Annotated in this window: 17 protein-coding genes; 9 read left to right on the top strand and 8 right to left on the bottom strand. The window is 66.0% G+C overall.

Translation table 11 applies throughout. The annotated features are described in order from the left end of the window. Positions 1 to 38: 38 nt before the first annotated feature. Positions 39 to 1,652: an alpha-glucosidase family protein gene (locus VG543_RS02785; RefSeq protein ID WP_423177668.1), complete on the top strand. Its 1,614-nt coding sequence runs from the start codon at positions 39 to 41 to the stop codon at positions 1,650 to 1,652. Positions 1,653 to 1,882: 230 nt separating this feature from the next. On the opposite strand, the gene VG543_RS02780 is transcribed toward VG543_RS02785, so the two are convergent. Both VG543_RS02780 and VG543_RS02775 read right to left on the bottom strand, forming a co-directional pair. Further along, positions 1,883 to 4,639 (bottom strand): TonB-dependent receptor, encoded by a 2,757-nt coding sequence (locus VG543_RS02780; RefSeq protein WP_423177667.1) that lies wholly within the window; start codon positions 4,637 to 4,639, stop codon positions 1,883 to 1,885. Between the two features lie 225 nt (positions 4,640 to 4,864). After that, complete coding sequence (locus tag VG543_RS02775; protein WP_423177666.1) at positions 4,865 to 6,919, bottom strand: glycoside hydrolase family 97 protein; 2,055 nt, start codon at positions 6,917 to 6,919, stop codon at positions 4,865 to 4,867. A gap of 237 nt (positions 6,920 to 7,156) precedes the next feature. Here VG543_RS02775 and VG543_RS02770 point away from each other — a divergent pair, with 237 nt between their 5' ends. The 5 genes from VG543_RS02770 (at position 7,157) to VG543_RS02750 (ending at position 13,666) form a co-directional block, all read left to right on the top strand. Further along, a complete protein-coding gene (locus tag VG543_RS02770) occupies positions 7,157 to 9,358 on the top strand; it encodes a Six-hairpin glycosidase-like protein (protein WP_423177664.1) in 2,202 nt (733 codons plus the stop codon). After that, positions 9,355 to 10,842 (top strand): MFS transporter, encoded by a 1,488-nt coding sequence (locus VG543_RS02765; protein ID WP_423177663.1) that lies wholly within the window; start codon positions 9,355 to 9,357, stop codon positions 10,840 to 10,842. Before VG543_RS02770 ends, VG543_RS02765 begins: the two co-directional genes overlap by 4 nt. Beyond that, positions 10,842 to 12,557 carry an alpha-amylase family glycosyl hydrolase gene (locus tag VG543_RS02760; protein WP_329848970.1) on the top strand — a complete coding sequence of 572 codons (1,716 nt, stop codon included), beginning with the start codon at positions 10,842 to 10,844 and terminating at the stop codon, positions 12,555 to 12,557. Before VG543_RS02765 ends, VG543_RS02760 begins: the two co-directional genes overlap by 1 nt. Positions 12,558 to 12,680: 123 nt before the next feature. Next, the gene (locus tag VG543_RS02755; protein ID WP_134735501.1) at positions 12,681 to 13,067 is read left to right on the top strand and encodes an SseB family protein; all 387 of its coding nucleotides are present in this window, start codon (positions 12,681 to 12,683) and stop codon (positions 13,065 to 13,067) included. A 140-nt stretch (positions 13,068 to 13,207) separates the two neighbouring features. Continuing rightward, positions 13,208 to 13,666, top strand: coding sequence for a GNAT family N-acetyltransferase (locus VG543_RS02750; RefSeq protein WP_423177662.1), 459 nt, complete (start codon positions 13,208 to 13,210; stop codon positions 13,664 to 13,666). A gap of 117 nt (positions 13,667 to 13,783) precedes the next feature. Here VG543_RS02750 and VG543_RS02745 read toward each other — a convergent pair whose 3' ends face one another. Both VG543_RS02745 and VG543_RS02740 read right to left on the bottom strand, forming a co-directional pair. Then, a complete protein-coding gene (locus VG543_RS02745; RefSeq protein ID WP_251102641.1) occupies positions 13,784 to 14,158 on the bottom strand; it encodes a hypothetical protein in 375 nt (124 codons plus the stop codon). A gap of 10 nt (positions 14,159 to 14,168) precedes the next feature. Further along, positions 14,169 to 14,981 (bottom strand): hypothetical protein, encoded by an 813-nt coding sequence (locus VG543_RS02740; RefSeq protein ID WP_423177661.1) that lies wholly within the window; start codon positions 14,979 to 14,981, stop codon positions 14,169 to 14,171. Between the two features lie 337 nt (positions 14,982 to 15,318). Here VG543_RS02740 and VG543_RS02735 point away from each other — a divergent pair, with 337 nt between their 5' ends. Beyond that, complete coding sequence (locus VG543_RS02735) at positions 15,319 to 15,606, top strand: hypothetical protein (protein WP_423181112.1); 288 nt, start codon at positions 15,319 to 15,321, stop codon at positions 15,604 to 15,606. A 44-nt stretch (positions 15,607 to 15,650) separates the two neighbouring features. Here the strand turns inward: VG543_RS02735 and VG543_RS02730 are convergent, their stop codons facing one another. The 4 genes from VG543_RS02730 to VG543_RS02715 form a co-directional block, all read right to left on the bottom strand. Beyond that, positions 15,651 to 15,956 carry a hypothetical protein gene (locus tag VG543_RS02730; protein WP_279936775.1) on the bottom strand — a complete coding sequence of 102 codons (306 nt, stop codon included), beginning with the start codon at positions 15,954 to 15,956 and terminating at the stop codon, positions 15,651 to 15,653. Between the two features lie 82 nt (positions 15,957 to 16,038). Beyond that, on the bottom strand, positions 16,039 to 19,623 hold the full coding sequence (locus VG543_RS02725; protein ID WP_423177658.1) for an ABC transporter permease subunit: 3,585 nt from the start codon (positions 19,621 to 19,623) through the stop codon (positions 16,039 to 16,041). Positions 19,624 to 19,635: 12 nt separating this feature from the next. Beyond that, positions 19,636 to 20,538: an ABC transporter ATP-binding protein gene (locus VG543_RS02720; RefSeq protein ID WP_019659375.1), complete on the bottom strand. Its 903-nt coding sequence runs from the start codon at positions 20,536 to 20,538 to the stop codon at positions 19,636 to 19,638. Positions 20,539 to 20,669: 131 nt separating this feature from the next. Next, entirely contained in the window at positions 20,670 to 21,701 is a 1,032-nt protein-coding gene (locus tag VG543_RS02715; protein WP_423177657.1) for a LacI family DNA-binding transcriptional regulator, read from the bottom strand. Between the two features lie 139 nt (positions 21,702 to 21,840). Here VG543_RS02715 and VG543_RS02710 point away from each other — a divergent pair, with 139 nt between their 5' ends. Both VG543_RS02710 and VG543_RS02705 read left to right on the top strand, forming a co-directional pair. Next, a complete protein-coding gene (locus VG543_RS02710; RefSeq protein WP_423177655.1) occupies positions 21,841 to 22,236 on the top strand; it encodes a hypothetical protein in 396 nt (131 codons plus the stop codon). Between the two features lie 172 nt (positions 22,237 to 22,408). Beyond that, on the top strand, positions 22,409 to 22,972 hold the full coding sequence (locus VG543_RS02705; protein WP_111098242.1) for a single-stranded DNA-binding protein: 564 nt from the start codon (positions 22,409 to 22,411) through the stop codon (positions 22,970 to 22,972). Positions 22,973 to 23,091: the final 119 nt, after the last annotated feature.

Raw genomic sequence — 23,091 nt, 5'->3', positions numbered from 1 at the left:
CTGCCGGCGGGTCCCGCATGCCCGGAGGGGGGCTGTCGATGTCGCACTATCCATGGTGGCGCGGAGCCGTCATCTATCAGATCTACCCGCGCAGTTACCTCGATGCCAACGGCGATGGCGTGGGCGATCTGCCCGGCATCATCCAGCGCCTGGACCACATTGCCGCGCTGGGCGTGGATGCAATCTGGATCTCGCCGTTCTTCAAGTCGCCGATGGCCGACTTCGGCTACGACATCGCCGATTACCGCGACGTTGATCCGCTGTTCGGCAGCCTGGACGACTTTGACCGCCTGTTGGCCAAGGCCCACGGCCTGGGCCTGAAGGTGATGATCGACCAGGTGCTGAGCCACACCTCGATCGAGCATGCGTGGTTCCGCGAGAGCCGCCAGGACCGCAGCAATCCGAAGGCCGACTGGTACGTCTGGGCCGACCCGCGCGAGGATGGCACCCCGCCCAACAACTGGCTGTCGCTGTTCGGTGGCTGCGCCTGGCAGTGGGAGCCGCGCCGTGAGCAGTACTACCTGCACAACTTCCTGGTCGACCAGCCGGACCTGAACTTCCATCACCCGGATGTGCAGCAGGCCACACTGGACAATGTGCGCTTCTGGCTGGACCGCGGCGTGGATGGCTTCCGCCTGGATGCGATCAACTTCTGCTTCCACGACGCACAGCTGCGCGACAACCCGCCCAAGCCGGCGGAGAAGCGGGTGGGGCGAGGCTTCAGCCCGGACAATCCGTACGCCTACCAGTACCACTACTACAACAACACCCAGCCGGAGAACCTGCCGTTCCTGGAGCGCCTGCGCGCGCTGCTGGATGAGTATCCGGGGGCGGTCAGCCTGGGCGAGATCTCTTCGGAAGACTCGCTGGCCACCACGGCCGAGTACACCCGCGATGGCCGCCTGCACATGGGCTACAGCTTCGAGCTGCTGGTGGACGACTACAGTGCGGCCTACATCCGCGATACGGTATCGCGGCTGGAAGCGGCAATGACCGAAGGCTGGCCGTGCTGGGCGGTGTCCAATCACGACGTGGAGCGTGCGGTCAGCCGCTGGGGCGGTCACCCGGCCGATCCGCGCCTGGCGCGGATGCTGGTGGCGATGCTGTGCTCGCTGCGCGGCTCGGTCTGCCTGTACCAGGGCGAGGAGCTGGGCCTGGCCGAGGCCGAGGTACCGTTCGAGGCCCTGCAGGACCCCTACGGCATCACCTTCTGGCCGAACTTCAAGGGCCGTGATGGCTGCCGCACGCCGATGCCGTGGACCGATGCGCCGCTGGCCGGTTTCACTTCCGGCCAGCCGTGGCTGCCGATCCCGGCCGAGCACCGCGCCGCGGCCGTGGCGGTGCAGGAGCGCGACCCGGACTCGGTCCTGGCCGCGTTCCGGGGGTTCCTGGCCTGGCGGCATACCCAGCCGGCCCTCCTGCACGGCAGCATCAGATTCCTTGAAAGCGCCGAGCCTGTGCTGCTGTTCGAGCGTATGCTTGCAGATGAAACCCTCCTGCTGGCCTTCAACCTGTCGGCCGAGGCGGTGACCCGTCCGCTGCCGCCGGGGAACTGGCAGCAGGTGGCGGTACCGGGCCCGGATGCGGGCACGGTGCAGGGCAACGAACTCCAGCTGCCGCCGCGCGCGGTGTATTGCGCCCGATGCAGCTGACCGTTTTCTCCGGTGGCGGTACTTGCGGGGACGGGGCCGAAGCGCCCCGTCCCTTTTTTGTGAGCGGCATGGCCGGGCGCCGGTCGGTGGCATGCCGGTGACCGGGCGAAAGAAAACCCGCTGCCTGCGCAGCGGGTTTCCGGTCCTGCTCCTGGCTTCCGTCGCCGGGCATGGCCCGGCGCTACCGATGGGGTGGTTGCCGGCCAGCGGCCGGCACTACCCGGCTGTGGTCAGAACTTGTAGTTCACGCCCAGCATGTAGGTGCGGCCCCATTCGATGTACTCCAGCGGGCGGTCCTTGCTGCCGGCGTAGGTGCGGTACGGCTCGTTGGTCAGGTTGCTGCCCTGCAGAAGCAGGGTCAGGCCACGCAGGGCGCTGCTGTCGCTGAAGGTGTAGCTGACCTGCGCATCGGTCACGTTCTCGCCAACCACGTAGCGCAGGCTGCGGTTGCCGTTGAAGTTACCGATCTCGCCGATGAAGTCCGAACGCCGGCGCTGGCTGACGCGTGCTTCAAAGCCACTGCGCTCGTAGTAGGCGGTGAAGTTGTAGACACGCTTGGACAGGCCGGGCAGGCTGATCGGGTCACTGCCCACGCTGGAGGCGCTCTCCGGATCCAGGATGGTGATGTCGCTCTTGTTGAAGGTCGCGCTGGCCTGCACGCCGAAGCCACGCAGGCTGTCGGTCAGCATCTCCAGCGGGAACGATGCGGTCAGCTCCAGGCCCTTCAGCGTGCCGCCCTTGCCGTTCTGCGGCGCGGAGAAGGTGCCGGTGGTCAGCACCGGTGCGGTCATGCCCGGCGGCGGCACGTAGCTGCCCAGCAGCGCGGTGAAGTCGTAGTTATCGACCGACTGGGTGTAGACGTAGCTCTTCAGGTCCTTGTAGAAGATCGCGGCGGCCACGTAAGCCTTCTCGCCGAAGTACTTCTCATAGGACAGGTCCAGCGCGGTGGCACGCCATGGGTCCAGCAGCGGATTGCCGCCGCTGCCGCCGGGGCGGCCGGTGCCGGTGTCCACGCCGAACTCCAGGCCGGCGCGCATCTGGTCCACACGTGGGCGTGCGACCTGCTTGGCGACGGCGAAGCGCAGCGTCTGCTGGTGCGGGAACAGGAAGGCCAGGTTCAGGCTCGGCAGCCAATCGTTGTAGGTGCGGCCGTTCGAGTACGGCTGCACGTTGTTGCCGGCCGACTGCGAGCTGTCCCAGTAGCGCGAATCCGAACTCTGGTCGGTGTGCTGCATCTGCACGCCGATGTTGCCGCGCACGCCGACGTCGCCGATGTCGGCGTTGATGTTCAGGCGCGCCCAGGCGGTGGTGATCTTCTCCTGCACCGTCCACGACTTGGGAATCAGGTAGTCCAGGTTGTCGACCGGGTTGAAGGTCATGTAGCGGCCGACCGCGGCCGGGACGTTCCAGGCCGGGATGGTGCCGAGGCCGGCGAAGCCGAGGTTGACCGGGCGATACTGCAGGTCCGAGGCGATGTTGGCATCGCCCTGCGCACCCAGCAGGATGTTGCCTTCGGACTGGGTCTTCACCTTGCGGCGGTCGGCGTAGTTCACGCCGATGTCGATGTCCGGCGCCCAGGAGGCGATGGCATCGGGCAGGGCGATGGTGGCGGCCAGCTTGCCACCCTTCAGGCGGTCTTCCACCTGCGGCACCTTGCCGTAGCCGGAACCGTAGATGGTGTTGGTCAGGAACAGGGCGTCGGGATTGGAGTAGTTCAGGCCCGGGCTGATCTGCGAGAAGCCGTTCTGGCGGATCGACACGCCGACCGTATCCAGCTGTGGCATCGGGGTCAGCTGCAGGTTGTTTTCCAGGTTCAGCTCATCGCGCGTGGCCTTGGAGTAGTTCAGGTCGGCGACCAGCTTGACGCCGCTGAAGTTGAACTCGTTGTTCCAGCCGAACGCATCGATCTTGTCCTTGCGCTTGTTGTACATGCCGCGCACCAGCGGGTACACGCCGCTGGCGGTGCCGCCGGTGAACGAACCATTGGCGTTGACCTGCGGGTTGCTGACCAGCAGGCCCGGGGTGTAGTTGCCGTTGTAGTTGCTGAGGTTCAGCTCGAACTGGTTGGCGGTGTCGATCTGCTCGGCTTCGGTGTGGAATGCATCGAAGGTGCTGGTCCAGCTGTTGTTCGGCCGGAACTGGATCGTGGCCATCACGCCGTCGCGCTTGTTGTTGCCGGTGCGGCGCAGCGCCTTGATGCCATCGGAGAAATAGGTGCCTGCACCCACGCCCGGGCGGTCGCCCTTGTCGGTGTGCTCGGTGGTCCACGGCTCGTACAGGCCGACCTGGTTCTCCTGGATCGGCATGTCGCTGTGCGCATAGCCGATGGCGATGCCCAGTGTCTTGTCCAGGAACTGGTCGATGTAGCTGGCGCTGAAGCGGTTGCCGTATGGATCGACGTTGGCGGCGCGGCCCAGCGAGCTCTTCTGGTAGCGGCCACTGACCGCGATCACGCGCTCGCCGAAGCTGAGCGGGCGCGCGGTCTGCATGTCGATGGTGCCCGACAGGCCCTGGCCGACCAGCGCCGCGTCCGGGGTCTTGTACACCGTCACGCCGTTGACCAGCTCGGACGGGTACTGGTCGAACTCGACGCCGCGGTTGTCGCCGGTGCTGACCACTTCGCGGCCGTTGAGCAGGGTGGTGGCGAAGTCCGGCGACAGGCCGCGCACGCTGATCACCTGCGCACGGCCCGCCACGCGCTGCGCGGCCAGGCCGGGCAGGCGCGAGATGGACTCGGCGATGCTGACGTCGGGCAGCTTGCCGATGTCTTCGGCGGAGATCGCTTCGACCACCGAGGTGGCGTCCTGCTTGACCGCGATCGCGCTCTCGATGCCGCGGCGGATGCCGGTGACCTGCACCGTATCCAGGTTGGTGGCGGCGGTGCCGGCCGGCGTGGTGGTGCTCTGCGTGGACTGTGCCGACGCCACCGTCGGCGCCAGGACAACGGCCAGCGCGATGCTCAGCGCGCTGCGCTTGTGGTTCAACATTTTCCCCTCCCAGGCAATGTTGCAGATCGATTTGTGAGCGTTCCGGCGGGGCCGTGAACGTGCGACGCGGTGGCCGCTGTCGTCGCCGCTATGGTAGGCAGCGCATTCTTCGCGGGAATCACCCTGCATACGTATTCAATGGCATTTGCAGGGATGTAATCGCTTTCAGACTCCCGCCACGGTAGCGCCGGGCCATGCCCGGCGAGCGTCACGCGGGGGCGTTCATCAATCCGATGGCGTGAAGCGAATGGCCTGGCCACCGCCCGGTGCCAGTACCAGCATCAGTGCACCGGCGCTGGTCACCTCGCGGGTTTCGCGTGCGAACGCGAATGGATTGCTGCGGAAATCCGCGCCCTCGCCATCGCGGTAGATCTCGGCGCGGTAGCGCACGCCAGGTTCCAGGAAGCCCAGCGATACCGGCAACACGCGGCCGTGTTCATCCGTGATGCTGCCGAGGAACCAGTCGCGGCTGTTGCGGTCGCGGCGCACGATCGTCACGTAGTCACCCACTTCGCCATCGAGCACGCGGCTCTGCTCCCAGTCCACCGCCACGTCCTCGATGAAACGGAACGCCTCGCGATGCTGCAGGTAGTGTTCGGGCAGGTCGGCGGCCATCTGGATCGGGCTGTACAGCACCACGTACAGCGCCAGCTGCCGCGCCAGCGTGCTGGGGATCGCCTGGCCGTGGCGGCCCTTCAGGCTGAGGATGCCGGGGGTGTAGTCCATCGGCCCGGCCAGCATGCGGGTGAACACCAGGTTGACCTCGTGCTCGGGCGGGTTCGGTGGCTGGCCCCACGCGTTGTATTCCATGCCGCGCGCGCCTTCGCGCGAGATCCAGTTGGGGTAGGTACGGCGCAGGCCGGTGTCCTTGATCGGCTCATGCGGGTTCACCGACAGGTGCCGGCGCGCGGCTTCCTCCACGACCTTCAGATGGTGGCGGGCCATGAACTGCCCGTCATGCCACTCGCGCCACAGTGGGCCCCCCGTGGGATTGCGGCGGTCGACCTGGCCGTCGTCGCAGACGTAGCCGGTCTTGAACTGGTCCACGCCCAGCCGTGCATACAGGTCCAGCGCGGCGCCCAGCTGGTCCTCGTAGTGCTCGATGGCGCAGCCGGTTTCATGGTGGCCGATCAGGTGTACGCCCTTCTTCAGGCCATATGCCGACAGCGCTTCAATGTCGAAATCGGGCGTGGCCCGGGTGAAATCGAAGTCATAACCATTGCCCACCCACATGCCGTCCCAGCCCGGGTTCCAACCCTCCACCAGCACGCCACGGAAGCCGTGCGCAGCGGCAAAGTCGATCACCTTCTTCGTCTTGGCGGTGGTGGCCGCGTGCTTCGGCCCGGTCGCCCAGCTCTCGTTGTCCAGGTGCATCGACCACCACACGCCCAGATACTTGGCTGGCTTCACCCAGCTCACATCGCCCAGCGCGTTGGGTTCGTTGAGGTTGAGGATCAGGTCCGATTCGACCAGGCCACCGGCGCGGTCGGCGATCTGCAGCGTGCGCCACGGCGTGGCGAAGGGCAGGGCGCGGCGTACCTTCCAGCCTTCGGCCGAGGGCGAGAGCTGCGCGCGCAGGTGCTGGCCCTCGGTGCGCCGCAGCCACATGCCGGCGTAGTCCACCAGCGCCGCCTCGTGGATCGCCAGATGCAGGCCATCGCGGCTGCGCAGGGTCATCGGCGTATGCACCAGCGGTACTTCGCGCAGCGGCGTGCGCTGGTAGAGGTATTCGTAGTGGATCGGTTCGCCGGCGGGGATCCACCAAGCGGTGGATTCAGGCGCGATGGCGAACTCGGTCAGTTCGTCATCGATGATCGCCTCGTGCAGGTTCGGCTGTTCGGGGAACACATAGCGGAAGCCCAGGCCATCGTCGTAGGCGCGGAACACCACATCCAGCCGACGCTTGCTGCCGGTGGTTTCGGCCAGCTGCACGGTCAGCTCGTTGAAGTGGTTGCGGGTGAGCCGGCGCTCGCCCCACGGCTGCTCCCAAGTGTCATCGACGCTGCGCCGCTGCTGGCCAAGCAGGGCGAAATCGCGGTCCAGGCGGCCGTCGCGCAGGGCAAAGCCAAGCTTCGAATCCTCCACCACGGGTTCGCCGAAACGCTCGACGCGGTAGCGCGCGGTGCCGCCGTCCAGCACGAGGCTGACCTTCAATACCTTGCCCGGCGATTCGACGCTGGCCACCTGCGGCGTGGCCTGTACCAGCGTCGCCCACCCCATCAGGGCCAGGCCGAGCATGTGCGCGAATAGCGCGCGTACAGCAGTGGATGACATCGGCAATTCCCCTCCCAAGGCGCCGTTGGCAGACCCGGACCATAAGCCAGCGCGGCGGGCGCGCCACCGCGCGATGCCATGAATACGTATGCAACTGGACGCAGTCGACAGCCCCGCGTCTACCATGGGGCCCAGGCACCTTGAGGGAGGGGCCGCGCCCGCCCGCCTGCAACGACGGTGCGGACCTACAACGCGTGCAGAGAGGGAGGGAGGCCGACGGGCGCAAGCCGGTCCGCCGCTTCGATGCTGAAGATCATTTGCCTGACCGCTGCCCTGGGGGCAGCGCTGGGGACGACCGCGCAGGCGGCCGACCTGCAATTCGACGGCCGCCATGCGCGCGCCGAAGCCGCTGCCAATGGCAGCTTCGTGCTGCATGCGCCGAAGGGCGCAGTGCAGATCGCAGCCGCACCGATGCGCAGCCAGACCGGCAGCGTGATGTTCGATGCACTGTTCGCGCTGGCCCAGCAGGAGATGGACCAGGACCGCGTGGATGCGATCCGCGATCCGGCCTTCGACGAGGGCCGGCCGGTGCCGTGCGAGTGCTTCCAGACCGGCGCGCGCTGGCCCTATGTGTGGACCCGCGATGTCAGCTTCGCCGCCGATCTGGCGCTGGCGCGGCTGGACCCGCAACGCACCCGGCAGTCGCTGCAGTTCAAGCTGTCGGCGGCGCGCGACGGGCACACGCCCGGCCTGTTCGTGGCGCAGGACACCGGTTCCGGCGGCAGCTGGCCGATCAGCAGCGACCGCGTGGTGTGGTTCCTGGCCGCGCGCCACCTGCTGGATGATCCGGCGTTTGCCGATCAGGTCTGGCAGGCGCTGCAGGGCACGCTGGCACAGGACCGCGCGATGGTGTTCGACGCGCAGGTGGGCCTGTACCGCGGCGAGACCTCGTTCCTGGACTGGCGCGAGCAGACCTATCCGGACTGGACCCGCGAGGACGTGCGCTTCATCGGTGATTCCTACGCGCTGTCCACCAACGTGCTGCACTACCAGGCGCTGCGCCTGGCCGAACGCCTGGCCGGCAAGCGCGGCGATGCCCGCGCGGACGAGTACAAGGCGTGGGCCGATGCGTTGGCGCAGCAGATCGATACGCGCTTCTGGCGCGAAGACATCGGCCAGTACATGAGTTACATCGGTGAAGCCGCGCACCCGGTGCCGTACGCCAAGGTGGATCTGCTCGGCCTTTCGCTGGGCATCCTGGCCGGGGTGCTGCCGCCGGAGCGCGCGCGGCGTGCGCTGGCGGCGTATCCGATGGGCCCGGCCGGCAGCCCGGTGGTGTGGCCGCAGGAGGCGCAGCAGCCGATCTACCACAATCGCGCGATCTGGCCGTTCGTCAGTGCGTACTCGCTGCGCGCGGCGCGGCAGCTGGATGATGCGCCGCGCATCGCCGCCGAAATCCGCTCGTTGATGCAGGGCGCCGCGCTGGCCGGCTCCAACATGGAAAACTACGAGCTGGTCAGCCAGGCCGTGCATGTCGAGGAAGGCGCACTGAGCGGCCCGGTGGTCAATTCCGAACGCCAGCTGTGGTCGGTGGCCGGCTATCTGTCGATGGTGGTCGAAGGCGTATTCGGCGTGCAGGACGATGGCCGCGTGCAGCCCAAGCTGCCGGCCGTGCTGGTGCCCGAACTGTTCGGCAAGCAACGCCGCATCTCCCTGGAGGCCAACGGCAAGCGTTATGTACTGGAGCGGCCGAAGCAGCTGGGCGATGGATCGCTGGTTGCGGGCAAGGTGACGACGCGTGGTGCCACCACCACCGTGCAGCTGGTCCCCGCCGCATCGGCACCGCGCAGCGTGGCGATGACGGCCGACGCCAATGCGCGCGCGCCGGCCACGCCGGCCGCACCGCAGGCGCGGCGCAAGGGCAGGGGCTGGAACGTCGAGGTCGCTGCCGGCCAGGTGCTGTGGCAGGACGGTCGCGCGCTCACCGCCAGCAACGGCCAGGCGCACATCAGTGACGATGGCCTGCAGCATTGCCTCAGCCTGACCCGGCGCGACAACGCATTGGAATCGCTGCACAGCCCGACGGTCTGCGTCGGTCCGCAGCAGGTGCTGAAGGGCGAGGATCGCTGGCAGTTCACCTCGGCCAAGGCCGGGCAGGTGCGTCTTCGCCTGCAGTACCGCAACCCGAACGGGCCGATCAACACCGGCGTCACCGCTGCGGTGAAGCAGCTGGTGCTGCAGTGCCCGGGCCAGCCGTTGCAGCGGCACACGGTTACGCTGCCGCACAGCGTGGCGGTGCAGGACTCGACCTCGGCGGCATTCAAGGTGCCCAAGGGCCGATGCACGGTCGCGCTTGAAGAAGGCTTCAACATGAGCGCGCTGCGGCACTTCGCGCACTACACCGGGGGCAAGGGCGGGCGCGACGGCGTGCTCAACCAGGCGCAGGTGCAGGCGCTGACGGTGGCGCCGGTGGCGCCGGTGGCGATGGAAGAGGGTGCACGATGAATCGCACGGCAAAACCGCAGCTGTCGTTCTGGCAGATCTGGAACATGTGTTTCGGCTTCCTCGGCATCCAGTTCGGATTCGCCCTGCAGAACGCCAATGCCAGCCGCATCTTCGAGACGCTGGGCGCGGATATCGACGCGGTGCCAGGGCTGTGGATTGCCGCGCCGCTGACCGGCCTGCTGGTGCAGCCGGTAATCGGCTACCTGTCCGATCGCACCTGGACGCGCTGGGGGCGCCGTCGTCCGTACTTCATGATCGGTGCGGTGTTGACCACGCTGGCGCTGCTGGTGATGCCGAACTCGCCGACGCTGTGGATCGCGGCCGGCACGCTGTGGGTACTGGATGCCTCGATCAACGTATCGATGGAGCCGTTCCGTGCCTTCGTCGGTGACCAGCTGGCGCCACGCCAGCGTCCGGCCGGCTATGCCATGCAGAGCTTCTTCATCGGCGTGGGTGCCATCGTCGCCAGCTTTCTGCCGTTCATCCTGGCCCACTTCGGCGTTGCCAACACCGCGTCCGCCGGGGAAGTGCCCGACACTGTGCGCTATGCGTTCTACTTCGGCGCGGTGGTGCTGCTGGCGGCGATCACCTGGACGGTGGTCAGCACCCGCGAATATTCACCGGCGGAGCTGGCCGGGTTCGATGATGCCGAGCCACCGGAACATCAGGCGGCGGCCGCGATCAACGGCCCGGCTTCATGGACGCGGGTCACCCTGTGGCTTGGGCTGGGTGTGTTGTTGGCGCTGCTGATCGCCTGGCGGCAAGGCGACCGGATGCTGTACGTGCTGGCCGGCCTGTGCGCCGGCTACGGCCTGCTGCTGGCGGCCGCGCGCGCGCTGCCGGCCACGCATATGCTGGCCGCCATCGTCGGCGACCTGCGCGCGATGCCGGTCACCATGCGCCGCCTGGCGTGGGTGCAGTTCTTCTCGTGGTTCGCGCTGTTCGCCATGTGGATCTACACCACCGCTGCGGTGGCCGGTACCCACTTCGGTTCGACCGATCCACAGTCGGCCGCCTACAACGAAGGTGCCAACTGGGTGGGCGTGCTGTTTGGCGCCTACAACGGCTTCGCTGCGCTGGCGGCGGTGCTGATTCCGCCGATGGTGCGTGCGATCGGCCTGCGCTGGAGCCACCTGGTCAACCTGTGGCTGGGCGGCGCCGGCCTGGTCTCGCTGATGTTCATCCGCGACCCGCACTGGCTGCTACTGTCGATGGTGGGTGTGGGCTTTGCCTGGGCCTCGATCCTGTCGTTGCCGTATGCACTGCTGTCCGACAGCGTGCCGGCGTCGAAGATGGGTGTGTACATGGGCATCTTCAATTTCTTCATCGTGATCCCGCAGCTGGTGGCGGCCAGTGCGCTCGGCTTTGCCCTGCGCGCATGGCTGGGTGGCCAGCCGATGCATGTGCTGGTGCTGGGCGGCTGCAGCCTGTTCCTGGCCGGCCTGTGCGTGCTGCGGGTTCCGTCCCGTCCGGAGGTGGTGTGATGCGTGGTGTCCTGGCTGTTGCTGTTTCCCTTGCCCTGTTCGCCGGCCAGGCCGTGGCCACGCCGCGCCCGGACTACGTCGGCACCACCGAGCCGTTCGCCAGTGATGCGGTGTATTTCGTGGTCACCGACCGCTTCGTCAACGGCGATCCGTCCAACGATCACCGCGACCAGGGCGGCACGCATCGCACCTTCGATATTCCGGTGCCGTGCCCGGACAAGGTGGACGGCAACATCGGCTACCTCGGCGGCGACTTCCGCGGCGTGCTCGACAACGCGCAGTACATCCGCAACCTCGGTTTCGGCGCGGTATGGATCACGCCCATCGTCGACAACCCGGACGAGGCCTTTACCGGCAGCAAGCCGATCAGCTGTACCAGCACGCTGACTGATCGCGGCAAGACCGGCTACCACGGCTACTGGGGCATCAACTTCTACAAGCTCGATGAGCACCTGCCCAGCAAGAACCTGGATTTCGCCGGGCTGACCAAGGGCCTGCACGGTGCTGGCTTGAAGGTGGTGCTGGATATCGTGGGCAACCACGGCTCGCCGGCCTGGACCATGCCGACGCGACAGCCGCAGTTCGGCCAGATCTTCGACAAGGACGGAAAACTGATCGCCGACCACCAGAACCTGCCGCCGCAGAAACTGGATCCGAAGCACAACCCGCTGCACGCGTTCTACAACAACATTGGACCGGTCGACAGCAAGGATGGCTCGATCTTCGATGGCAATCTGGCTGAGCTGTCCGACTTCAACCAGGACAATCCGGCGGTGATGGACTACCTGGTCGGTGCCTACCTGCAATGGACCGCGCAGGGCGTGGACGCGTTGCGCATCGACACCATCGGCTGGCTGCCGCACCCGTGGTGGCATGCCTTCGTCAAGCGCATCCGTGCCGAGCACCCGGGCATGTTCATGTTTGGCGAAGCCTTCGACTACAACGCGGCGACCATTGCCGAGCACACCTGGCCATCCAATGCCAACGTGAGCGTGCTCGATTTCCCGTTGCGCGGCGCACTGGAGCAGACCTTCGGCACCGCCAACAAGGGCTTCGAGACCCTGGCTGAGCCACTGCACCTGAGCGGTGGCCCGTATGCCAATCCGTACGAGCTGATGAGCTTCTACGACAACCACGACATGCCGCGCCTTCAGGCCAGCGACACCGGCTTCATCGACGCGCACAACTGGCTGTTCACCGCGCGCGGCATTCCGGTGGTCTATTACGGTTCGGAGACCGGCTTCATGCGCGGCCGCGCCGAGCACGCCGGCAACCGTGCCTACTTCGGCCAGCCGCGCGTGGACGCTGCACCGCAGAGCCCGATCTTCGCGCCGCTGCAGCGCATTGCGAAGCTGCGCGAGGCCACCCCGGCCCTGCAGCGCGGCCTGCAGGTGAACGAACGCCTGCAGGGCAATGAGGCGGTGTTCTTCCGCGTGCTGCAGCACGGTGACGTGGCGCAGACTGCGCTGGTGCTGCTGAACAAGGGCGACCAGGCCAGGACGCTCACCGTGGCGCGTTACGTCCAGTCCGGCCGCTGGCGCGATGCACTGGACGGCGGTTCGTTGCAGGTGGATGCCTCCCTGGAGGCCGAAGTGCCCGCACACGGCGTGAAGGTGTATGTGCTGGATGCCGCCGTGCAGCAGCCAGCGCTGCAGGCCGAGCTGGACAAGGCGATGGCCGACCAGCGGGCGCGGGACGTGCGGCTGGGGCGGTAGTGCCGGCCGCCGGCCGGCTACCCATGAATCCATGGCACCTTCAGGTGCCGGCCAGGGGCCGGCACTACCGGGGTGACCATATCCGGCACAATAGCCCCCCCCCTCACGCCCTGCCGTACCGCCATGACCGACCTCGCCCCGCAGACCCCGATCGAAACCCTGCTGAAGGCGGCGATGGACGGGGCGGTGCCGATCCGCGCCTTCATGGAGGCCTTCGTCGCTTCCGAGGTAGTGCTGCTGACCGGCAGCCTGGTCACGCCCGACGGCAGCGGCTTCGACCCGCTGCTGTTCGACAAGCAGGGCATCCTGCACGTGGCCGTATTCACCGATCCGTCGCGGGTGGGCATCTACAGCCAGCAGGCCGAACACCAGATCCGCTGGCGGATGCTGGACGTGCTGCGCCGCGTGCCGGGTGGCTATGGCGTGGTGATCAACCCGGGCACCCAGCTGGGTTTCGAGATCTCGCCCAGCGGCGTCGGCGAGATCCTGAAGGACTTCGCCCAGGGTTGATTGTCATGTAGAGCCGAGCCCATGCTCGGCTGCCGTTCGCGCAATGCCGGATCAGTCGAGCACGGCGCGACTCTACAGAAGGCTTCCCTTCGAGCGCCGTCCGTGATCCTCTTGGGCAATATCGGGATCAAGGCATTGCCATGGAATTCAGGGTATTACCCGCTGGCGCACCGGAACGGCAGCAACTGGCCGGGTGGTACCACGCACAATGGGGCCAGGACGCGGGCCTGTCGCTGGAACAGGAACTGCAGCGGCTCAATCCGCCACAGGACGCCGAAGGTTTCCCGCACCTGATCGCCGTATTCGATGACGGTCAGGTGGTTGGCGCAGTCCAGCTCAAGCGGCGGGAAATGCAGGCGTTCCCACAGTACGAACATTGGCTGGGCAGCGTGTTCGTGGCCGACAGCCATCGCGGGCGTGGGCTGGCTGGCGCGTTGGTGGAGCAAGCAGCGACGCAGGCGGTGCGGATGGGGGTTTCCGATCTCTACCTGCAGACTGAGGCCCTGGACGGTGGGCTGTATGCGCGGCTGGGCTGGGCGCCGCTGCAGGTAGCCGATAGCTGCAGCTATCGCGTGCTGGTGATGGTGCGTTCACTGTAAGAGACGTGCCCTGGAAGAGAAGTTTCCTGGTGCTCCGTCCAGTCAGTGAACCGGATGTGCACTTTGAAAGAGCGCGGGAGCGCAGGCTGGTGGCTGGCGACATCGGGCATCGGATGCTCAATCCGCAGCCAGGTTGCCTGCCACCAGGACAGCGTTGTGTCGTACATCGTCGCGCTCGACGTATCGCAGGAGGTCCTGGGCGAGAACGCGTTGGCTGATTGCTGCCAAACGCGCATTCTCCGCATCCGATTTACCCTGGGAATGGGCAGAGAGCAAAAGCATGTTGACGATGTGGGATGAAACTCTGGACTGCAGTTCAGCCTGGGATCGTTCTTGGCCATCCTCGTCGAACAGCAGGTGGATGGACAACGCGAGATCATCACTGTACTGGCGCTTCAGGCTGGGGAGACCAAGGGTGATGTGAAATGCCCCAAGAAGTGAGAAGGCGACGGCGACCAAGGAATGCGTTCCCAGTTGCAACCATATCTTCATGACATATCTCCTAGCGGGGGCGGATCCATTCGCAGCGATCCAGCCTTCCGCTTACCGATCCGCATCGATAATAGCCGCCATTGAAGTTGTAGCGGATCTCGCGAGGCCAATCACCCTTGTCGACATCAATATCAATCTGTCCCCCATTCTTGATGGTGTCTGATTCAGGTAATGCCTGGCCGAAAATATCCTTGGCCGTACCTTTGATCAGTCGAGCCGCCCCTCTTGCCATTGGATTGATCTGCCAGCAAGCGGTGTCGCCGTTGTCCATCAGCAGGCAGCCGCCAACGCCTCTCCCGAAGAAATGCTCGAGTGATCGGAAAAGTGAGCCAAGGAGGTTTCCATTGATCTGCCCGTGTTGCCAGGCCGGATTGCTTGCCGTGTGCGCGATTCGGATCGCATCATCTACTGCTGGAATGAATTGGTTTGCGACATGCAGGCTGGAGAAGTATCCGCTGTCATTTGCAGGCTTTATGAACACCCATTCTTTCGACATGCGGACAACCGCTTCAAGCTGAAGTCGCTCGCCTTCTGCCAAACCTTGTGAACTGCTGTCGAAGTCGCCTTGCCCATCCCGGGTCTGCACCGGTTGGCTCGGTAAACGCCAGCCTGGAACGTTGATGTCAGCAGCGATTCCCAATTCGCCCAGGGAAGGAGCTGGGTGGAGCCTTCTGGGAACCTCGCCAGGAGGAATGTAATTGACGGTGACGTAAAGCGCTTGGGCGGTGGGGGTTGACCACGAGGTAGACCTCCCAGCCACGACGGAATCCATGTGCCATTTCGCCAGCGGATTCGTATTGCCAGGATTGAGTGCAATTGCCACAGGTGACTACCTGGACGGCGTGCGCCTTGAACGTGGAAAGCGCGGAGCCTGCCAGAATCAAGCTAGCTGCAGAGATCATTTTCACAACGTGACTCCTTGGACGAATGGGTGCACCTGCTGCGGGTACACCTTCCTGATCCACGGCGTTCCCACTGATTCACCTTGCGCTTCGTGGCGATTGCCGCGTATCGGTATCCGCCGTGCGGTTCGTCGGAGATCCGAGGATCTTGATGTAGGGCATCCAATCTGGCCCCGATGGGACCATCTGCTGCATCCAAGGACCGTCGGCGTTATCCTGCAAGCGGGCTCCATGCTTCTGGTGGTTGATAACGTGACCATGGCCGCACCCTCCCATTCCCGCTCGGCGCTGATCTTCCTGATCGCGGCGATCGTTGCCGCGCTGGTGTCCATTCCGGTGCTGCGCGCGGTGGGCATGGTGCAGTGGCCGGTGTTCGTCATCGCCTGGCTGATCAACCTGGGCGCGGCTTGGCATCTGGCCCAGTGGGCGCGCCAGCAGGGGCGCTCGCGCTGGGCGTTCGGGGTACCGGCAGCGCTAGGTACGGTCGCCTCGATCGTGGTGTATGTGCTGCTGGCGTTGCTGGGGCCCAGGGCTGCGCTGCGCTGAGCGTTCGCGGCTTTCGTCGGCAGCGTGCCGAGCATGGCCCGGCACTACAGTGGAGCGGGGTAGTAGAGCAGGGCAGAGCCGGCTTCCAGCGCTTCCTCGTAGAAGGGAGCAAAGCCGCGGTAGGTATCGGTGTTGAGTACATCGACCTGCAGGCGGCCGCAGCGTAGATCCCGGATTTCATCGAAGCAGAAACGGAAGCACTCGGCCAACGCGAGGTCGAATGCATGGTGTTCACCGTCCTGCAGCAGGAACAGCATTGCCTGGTGGTGTGCACCGACGCTGGGCGCGTTCCACTCGAATTCGGCCTTGCCAGTGTATCGGCCAGTGAAACCGTAGATCATGACTGGCACGGCAGCTCTCCACAGAATCCATGTGCCCGCAGCAGCTCCGCCACCGATGATGCCGGCCACGCTACCGGCACCACCACATACCTCATATCGTTACCTTGCGCCGGTTGTCATCGCTCACGCGGTCGATCAGCTTGTTGTACGGGTCGAAGCCCGCTTCATCCGGCTTTTCGTCCACCGTTATCGTGATCTTGGGCTCCGCACTGGTGATGTGGTGGCGCTGCAGGTACAGCACTCTCTGGTCGCGTTCCTTGCCTGAAGGCCCGTTGGCGAACACGCCGATCTCGATCCAGTCATCCATCTTCCCGTCGCTTTCCTGGCCCTTGCCATCGGCATACTGCTTGCTGGCATGCAGGTCCAGGGTCACGTCGTAACGACCGTCATCGCGCTTGCGGGCGCTGGCGGCCATCACGCGGTTGTCGTAGAAGCTGATCTTCTCGAACAGGTCAGTGACCAGCTGCTGGCGGTCGGCCGGGGTCTCGGCACGGATGTAGCTCAGCAGTTCGCGTGAGGTGGTGTACGGCGGCTGCTGGTAGCCCTTGTCCTGCAGGAAGCGCTTCAACGCGCGGTTCAGGGCCACTTCGCCGATCTCTTCACGCAGCCGGTAGAACACCAGCGAACCCTTCTGGTAGTGGATGTACTGCTGGTTTTCCACGCGCTCCAGCGGCTGTTCCTCGATGGCCTCGCCGCCGCGGCCGGACAGGTAACCGTCCAGTTCGCGCTTGAGGAACTGACGCATGTGCTGGCGGCCGTACTCCTGCTCCATCACCATCAGTGCCGAATACTGCGACAACGATTCGGACAGCACCGTGGCGCCCTGCACGTTGGCACCGATCACCTGGTGCGCCCACCATTGGTGTGCGATTTCGTGCGCGGTCACGTAGAACACGTAGTCCACCTTGTCCGGGTCACGCAGGTCGGCGATGAAACCGATGGCTTCGGAGTAGGGGATGGTGTTGGCGAACGACTGCGCGAAGCGGGCATAAGCCGGGAACTCGATGATGCGCACCTGGCGATGCTGGTACGGGGTGAAGTTCGCCTCGTAGTAGGCCAGCGATTTCTGCACCGCTTCGATCATCCGCTCCACGTTGTAGCCGTGCGCCGGGTCGAAGTAGACCTCGATCGGTATGTCCTTGTACTTTGCCTTGCGCACCTCCCAGCGCGCCGACAGATAGGCGTAGAAGTTCAGCATCGGTCGATCCATGGCATAGTTGAAGCAGCGCCGGCCATTGACCGTGCTCTCATGCTGCAGATAGCCCGGGGCCAGCGCCACCTGGTCCGGTGCCGTGCAGATCGTGGTGCGGAAGTCGAGCCAGTCGGCATCGTTGGCTATGTACGTGTTGGCACGCGCGGCTTCGTCTTCCAGCTTGGGCATGCGCCGCGGCTCACCCAGGTCGCGCTTGCGCCGCTCGTTGCGGTCGGTGATCTCCGCGCCCTCGTTGTAGCCGAACGACGGCAACACGCGGCTGTTGAAGAACGTGCCGTTGTCCACGATGTTGCTCGGCGCCTGGCCGGCGGTGATGCCATTGGGCTTCTGCACCACCCGGAAATGGACACGGCGGCTTTCGCCCGGTTGCAGAGGCTTGTCCAGCCGATAGATGCGATACCCCAGGTCCTTGGCATGGAAGGCCATCGTCTGTCCGCCAAGATCGGCGGCTACCAGCTGTTTGTCATCGCCCATCGAGACATGCAGTTCCGGGATCGGCTGCGCGTGGAGATTGCGGATCGTCCAGTTCGCATCGATCACCATTGACTGCGATTCGGGGGACAGATCCACGCGGTTGTCCACCGCCACGATGCGGGGCTGCGGCAGGTTGCGGTACTTCGACAGCTCGCGCTCGTAGCGGGCCTGCAGATCCAGCTGCTGGTCCGGAGAAAGGAACTCGTTGCGGATGTTGGTGCTCCAGTACAGCCAGCCCCCCACGCCGACGAACGCCACTGCTGCCAGCGCTGCAAAGGCGCCGGTCGGGCCGCGCAGGCGGCGGCCGGCCAGAGCCAGGCGCTGGCGCAGGCCCTGGCTGACACCGCGCACCCGGAAGGCCGACGCCAAGCACATCAGCGTCAGCAGGAACAACGCCCAGTAGCCCTGGAACGCCAGTTGCCCGGTCAGGAAGTGGCCGTAGCCGTTCATGTCCGAATAGGGCGCGTTGGGCCAGCTGCCGAAGTTGTACAGGTTCTGCGTGTAGTCGAGCAGGCCGAGCACGCCCTGGCCGATCATCACCACGATCAGCAATGCGTATCCGACGAACTTGTTGTTGGTGAGCACCTGCAGCACCAGCGCCAGGCCCCCCATCAGGATGTAGACCACCGAATCCAGCGCGAGGCTGCGCAGGTACAGCAGCGGCTCCAGATGCGTGTAGCCCTTGGCCAGCTGCACGCCCATCGCGGCCAGCGCGCCGGCGGCCTGGAAGCAGATGATCACGGCCAGCAGTGCGGTGAACTTGGCCAGCAGAGGCACCCAGTTCGGCACCGGCATGGCATCGGTCACTTCATTGATGCGCGCACTGCGTTCCTTCCAGACCAGCTCACCGGCGAAGAACAGCACGATGATCACCAGCAGCCAGCTGAAGGCCCCCTGCAGGCCCATGATCATCTGCGAGGTGACCGGCCAGATCGAGGTGCCGTACAGGGTCTGCCGGAACAGCGCGCTGGGCAGGAAGTTGGCCAGGCCCAGTACCAGCAGCACGATGAACGGCACGCTGCGCAGGACACCGCGTGTATCGAAGCGGACTTGGCGCAGGAACTGCTGCCACGCCGTGCTGGCAGTGAACGCCGGTATCACGCGCGGCAGTGTCGCGCGGGTGGGACGGACCACGCTGGCTTCGGAAGCCGGTTGCGCCTGCCTGCGGCCCCAGCGCCGACGGCCACTGCCGCTGCGTTCGGTGCGGAACAGCGCGAAGGTGGCGGCAAACAGCGCGGCAGCCACGCCCAACCACAGGGCGCGATTGGCCAGCAGGTAGCCGGCCAGCTCGGGAACCCCGCTGTTGCGTTCGGCGGTGGACCAGTAGCGGATGGTACGGCCGAGTGCGCGCATGCCCAGCGGTTCGCTCAGCACCGCGATCCACGTATTGTCGATGTCGCGCAGCAGGGCCGCGCTGGCGCCGTACAAGACCAGGTAGGCCACCAGGCCGATGTAGACCCAGAGGATCGAGCGGGTCAGCGCTGCCAGCAGCGACAGCAGCGCGGTGGTGAACAACAGGTTCGGAATGACGACGACCGCGAACGTCCAGGCATAGCCCTGCCAGCTGATCGGGCCCATGCGCTCGGGATCGACCCACGGCATGAACGGCGCCAGCCACAGGCCGAATGCGATCAGGATGTAGACCAGCAGCCCGGCCGCCAGGGCGGCAGCGATGCGCCCCGCCAGGTAATCGCGGCGCTTCACCGGGCAGGCGAAGATCAGTTCGGCAGTACCGAGTTCGAAGTCACGCAACAGCGCGTTGCTGACGAACAGGGCGGTGACCAGCATGCCGAGCAGGGTGAAGATGCCCAGCATCTGTGCGATCACGGTGGGCGCGTTGCTGTGCACGTTGCCGGTGCCGCCACCGATCTGCACGGCGTCGCTGGACGCGGCGGCAAAGGCAAGCAGGGCGAACAGCCCGGCCAGCAGCCACAGCAGCGGGGAGCGCAGCTGCTCGCGCAGCTCGAAGCGGAAGAAGTTGAGGATCATGGCGTGCTCCGCTCAGGCTGCGACGCGGCTACGGGCCTGAAGGCGCAGGCGCTGGAAGTACACGTCCTCGAGGTCGGGAGCCACGGCCGCGAAGCCGTCGCCAGGGTCGTTGGCGCTGTGCACGTGGATCACCGGGCGGCCACCGACCAGGCGGGTGGACAGCACCACGTAGCGTGCCTCGTGGTCGGCCAGTTCCGAAGGATCAACCTGCTTGCGCCAGACCTGCTGCTGCAGGGCGTCGATGGCATCGGCCGGGCGCCCGGTCAGCAGCACCTGGCCTTTGTTCATGATCGCCATCGTCGGGCACAGATCGGTCACGTCCTCGACGATGTGGGTGGAGAGGATCACCGCCACGTTCTCGCCGATCGCCGCCAACAGGTTGAGGAAGCGGTTGCGCTCTTCCGGGTCGAGGCCGGCGGTGGGTTCATCGACGATCACCAACCGCGGGTCACCCAGCAGCGCCTGGGCAATGCCGAAGCGCTGGCGCATGCCGCCGGAGTAGGTGCCCAGCTTGCGCTTGCGCGCGTCCCACAGGTTCACCTGCTGCAGCAGCCCATCGACCACCTCGCGGCGCTGCGCGCGCTGCGTCAGGCCCTTGAGCACCGCGAAATGCTCCAGCAGGTCCAGCGCGCTGACTTTCGGGTACACGCCGAAATCCTGCGGCAGGTAACCCAGCCGGCGGCGCACCGCATCCTTGTCGCGCAGCACGTCGATCGGCGCCTCGCCTGGAATGCTGAGCGTCGCCGTGCCGCTGTCGGCTTCCTGCAGGGTGGACAGCGTGCGCATCAGCGAGGACTTGCCGGCGCCGTTGGGGCCGAGCAGGCCGAACATGCCCCGCGGGATGTCCAGGTTGACGTTGTTGAGGGCATGCACGCCGTTGGCGTACGTCTTGGACAGCGAATCGATCTTCAGCATGCGACGTACACCTTTCCATGGGCGATGTCTGCGCGTTATCCGCGCATCAGCCTCTGTGCGCATCCGCCGTTGGTCATGGGGGAAGAATTCCGCCGTCGCACGTTGAGGCGTGGCGTAAGGCCTGGTGGCGCTTACCGGCGCAGCGACGATTCCCGCACCACCAGCTTCACCGGGATGCTCTGGCTCTGCACCGGCTGCCGGCCGATCAGCGTCAGCAGGCGCTCCACCAGCAGCTGGCCGGCCTGCTTGGTGTCCTGCTGGACCGTGGTCAGCGCCGGGGACACCGAGGCCGCCAGCGGGATGTCGTCGAAGCCGGTCACCGCCACGTCCTGCGGCACCCGTAGCCCGGCCTCGCGCAGGGCGCGCATCGCACCGATGGCGATCAGGTCGCTGGCGGCGCAGATCGCATCGATCGGCTCGCCACGCGCCAGCAGCGCCTGGCAGGCTTCCTGGCCGGAAGCCTCGGTGGTGATCGCATCGTGCTGCAGCGCCGGTTCGGCGGCCAGGCCGTGGTCCTGCAGGGCCGCGACGTGGCCGCGGTAGCGTTCCTGGAATTCGGGGTAATGGCTGGAGGCATGGCCGAGGAAGGCGATGCGGCGGCAGCCCTGCTGCAGCAGGTGGGTGGTGATGTCATGCCCGCCCTGGAAGTTGTCGCTGCCGATCGACACGCCCGGCTGGCCGGGCAGGGCGGCGCCCCAGCGCACGAAGTGCGTGCCCTGTTCGACCAGCCGCTGCAGGCGGTCGCGCGATTCGTGGTAGTCGCCGTAGCCGAGCAGGATGATGCCGTCGGCCTTGTTGCTGTCCTCGTAATCGGCCTGCCAGTCGGTGGACAGCTGCTGGAACGAGACCAGCAGGTCCTGCCCATGCAGCGCGCAGGCGCGGGTGATCGAGCCCAGCATCGAATGGAAGAACGGATTGATCAGCGAATCGTCGTTGGTCGGGTCTTCGAAGAACAGCAGGGCCAGCGTGCCGGCGTTGCGCAGGCGCAGGCTGGAGGCGTTCTTGTCGACCTTGTAGTTCAGCTCGCGGGCGATGCGCAGGATGCGCTCGCGGGTCTCGGCGTTGACCATCGGGCTGCCGCGCAGGGCCCGCGACACGGTTGGCTGGGAGACCCCGGCCAGGTGGGCGATGTCGAGGGAGGTCGCTTTGCCTTTGATCGTCATGGGAACGCGGGAGGGGACAGGGGGAAGGGTGCCCGGGCATGATGCCATGGGGTGGCTGCCGGCCGTCCTGGCCGTCACTGCTTGTGGCCACGGTCGCGGTCGTGCGACGGTCAACACCATAGCCTGATGGAGCCAAGCGGTGACCTTTCGCCTGTCCCCGGGTGTCCCCGACGATTTCGAGGCGCGGATCCGCATCCTTGCGCCAGAGGAGGGTGGGCGTCGCAGCCCGGCCCGGAACGGTATCCGCTGGGACTTTGCCTACGCCGATGACGCCGGGGCGCCAGAGCTGTTCATGATCTGGCCCGACTTCCGTCACGCCGAGGGCGACAGCTGGGCGACCGAGCTGCCGCTGCCGGTGGGCGAGCCCCTGTTGGCCGGCCTGACCGTGGTCAATGAGGTGCTCAGGGCGGGGCTGCACCGGGAGCGTATCCGGCCCGGCGTGCGCTTCCACTGCCATGAAGGGCCCAGGGTGGTGGCGGTGGGGGAGGTCACACGGGTCACCGGCTTGCTGCTGGATCGCCCCCTGCTTCGTTGAGGTCGGTTCCGACCCGGATCGGCCGGATTCCCGACGGGCCGGGGGCGAAGGGAATGGTAAGATGCCTCGTTCCGATATCCCCCCCATTCGCAACCGCGGGAGGTCCAGCGTATCGGCACCCCGTCGGGTGTGCTATCACTGGTCCAGCCCCGGACAACGGAAGAATCCATCTATGGCGCGCGGCATCAACAAAGTCATCCTGGTCGGCAATCTCGGCAACGACCCGGACGTGAAGTACACCCAGAGCGGCATGGCGATCACCCGCATCAGCCTGGCCACCACCAGCGTCCGCAAGGACAAGGATGGCAACCAGCAGGAGCGCACCGAATGGCACCGCGTGGTGTTCTTCGGCAAGCTCGGCGAGATCGCCGGCGAGTACCTGCGCAAGGGCAGCTCGGTCTACGTCGAAGGCAGCCTGCGCTACGACAAGTACACCGGCCAGGACGGCGTGGAGAAGTACTCCACGGACATCATCGCCGATGAAATGCAGATGCTGGGCGGCCGCGGTGAAGGTGGCGGTGGTGGCAACTACGGCGGCGATCGTCCGCAGCGCCAGCAGGCGCCGCGCCAGGAGTACGGCGGCGGCGGTGGCCAGCGTGGCGGCCAGGGCGGTGGCTATGGCAACCAGGGCGGCAACCAGGGCGGCGGTTACGGCAACCAGGGCGGCAACCAGCGCCCGCAGCCGCAGCAGGCGCCGCCGATGGACGACTTCGCTGACGACGATATTCCGTTCTAGAGGATACCTTTTAGTATCTGTTAACAAGGGCTCTTGGCGCATTTGCCAAGGGCCTTTTTTTGTTGTTAACGTTTTCCATCGGCTGCTGATTTCTCGGCTTACCGACTACCTTTGGGAAA

Source organism: Stenotrophomonas sp. CASM101, from assembly GCF_049384845.1.
Lineage (GTDB): Bacteria > Pseudomonadota > Gammaproteobacteria > Xanthomonadales > Xanthomonadaceae > Stenotrophomonas > Stenotrophomonas hibiscicola.
This window is presented reverse-complemented; position numbering and strand designations above follow the sequence as displayed.

Excerpts from the sequence above, each read along its gene's own strand:
- VG543_RS02745 (WP_251102641.1), bottom strand. The coding sequence starts at position 14,158 with ATGAAGATATGGTTGCAACTGGGAACGCATTCCTTGGTCGCCGTCGCC.
- VG543_RS02735 (WP_423181112.1), top strand. The coding sequence starts at position 15,319 with ATGGCCGCACCCTCCCATTCCCGCTCGGCGCTGATCTTCCTGATCGCG.
- VG543_RS02705 (WP_111098242.1), top strand. The coding sequence starts at position 22,409 with ATGGCGCGCGGCATCAACAAAGTCATCCTGGTCGGCAATCTCGGCAAC.
- VG543_RS02780 (WP_423177667.1), bottom strand. The coding sequence starts at position 4,639 with ATGTTGAACCACAAGCGCAGCGCGCTGAGCATCGCGCTGGCCGTTGTC.
- VG543_RS02770 (WP_423177664.1), top strand. The coding sequence starts at position 7,157 with ATGCTGAAGATCATTTGCCTGACCGCTGCCCTGGGGGCAGCGCTGGGG.
- VG543_RS02715 (WP_423177657.1), bottom strand. The coding sequence starts at position 21,701 with ATGACGATCAAAGGCAAAGCGACCTCCCTCGACATCGCCCACCTGGCC.
- VG543_RS02785 (WP_423177668.1), top strand. The coding sequence starts at position 39 with ATGTCGCACTATCCATGGTGGCGCGGAGCCGTCATCTATCAGATCTAC.
- VG543_RS02760 (WP_329848970.1), top strand. The coding sequence starts at position 10,842 with ATGCGTGGTGTCCTGGCTGTTGCTGTTTCCCTTGCCCTGTTCGCCGGC.
- VG543_RS02725 (WP_423177658.1), bottom strand. The coding sequence starts at position 19,623 with ATGATCCTCAACTTCTTCCGCTTCGAGCTGCGCGAGCAGCTGCGCTCC.
- VG543_RS02720 (WP_019659375.1), bottom strand. The coding sequence starts at position 20,538 with ATGCTGAAGATCGATTCGCTGTCCAAGACGTACGCCAACGGCGTGCAT.
- VG543_RS02755 (WP_134735501.1), top strand. The coding sequence starts at position 12,681 with ATGACCGACCTCGCCCCGCAGACCCCGATCGAAACCCTGCTGAAGGCG.
- VG543_RS02750 (WP_423177662.1), top strand. The coding sequence starts at position 13,208 with ATGGAATTCAGGGTATTACCCGCTGGCGCACCGGAACGGCAGCAACTG.
- VG543_RS02765 (WP_423177663.1), top strand. The coding sequence starts at position 9,355 with ATGAATCGCACGGCAAAACCGCAGCTGTCGTTCTGGCAGATCTGGAAC.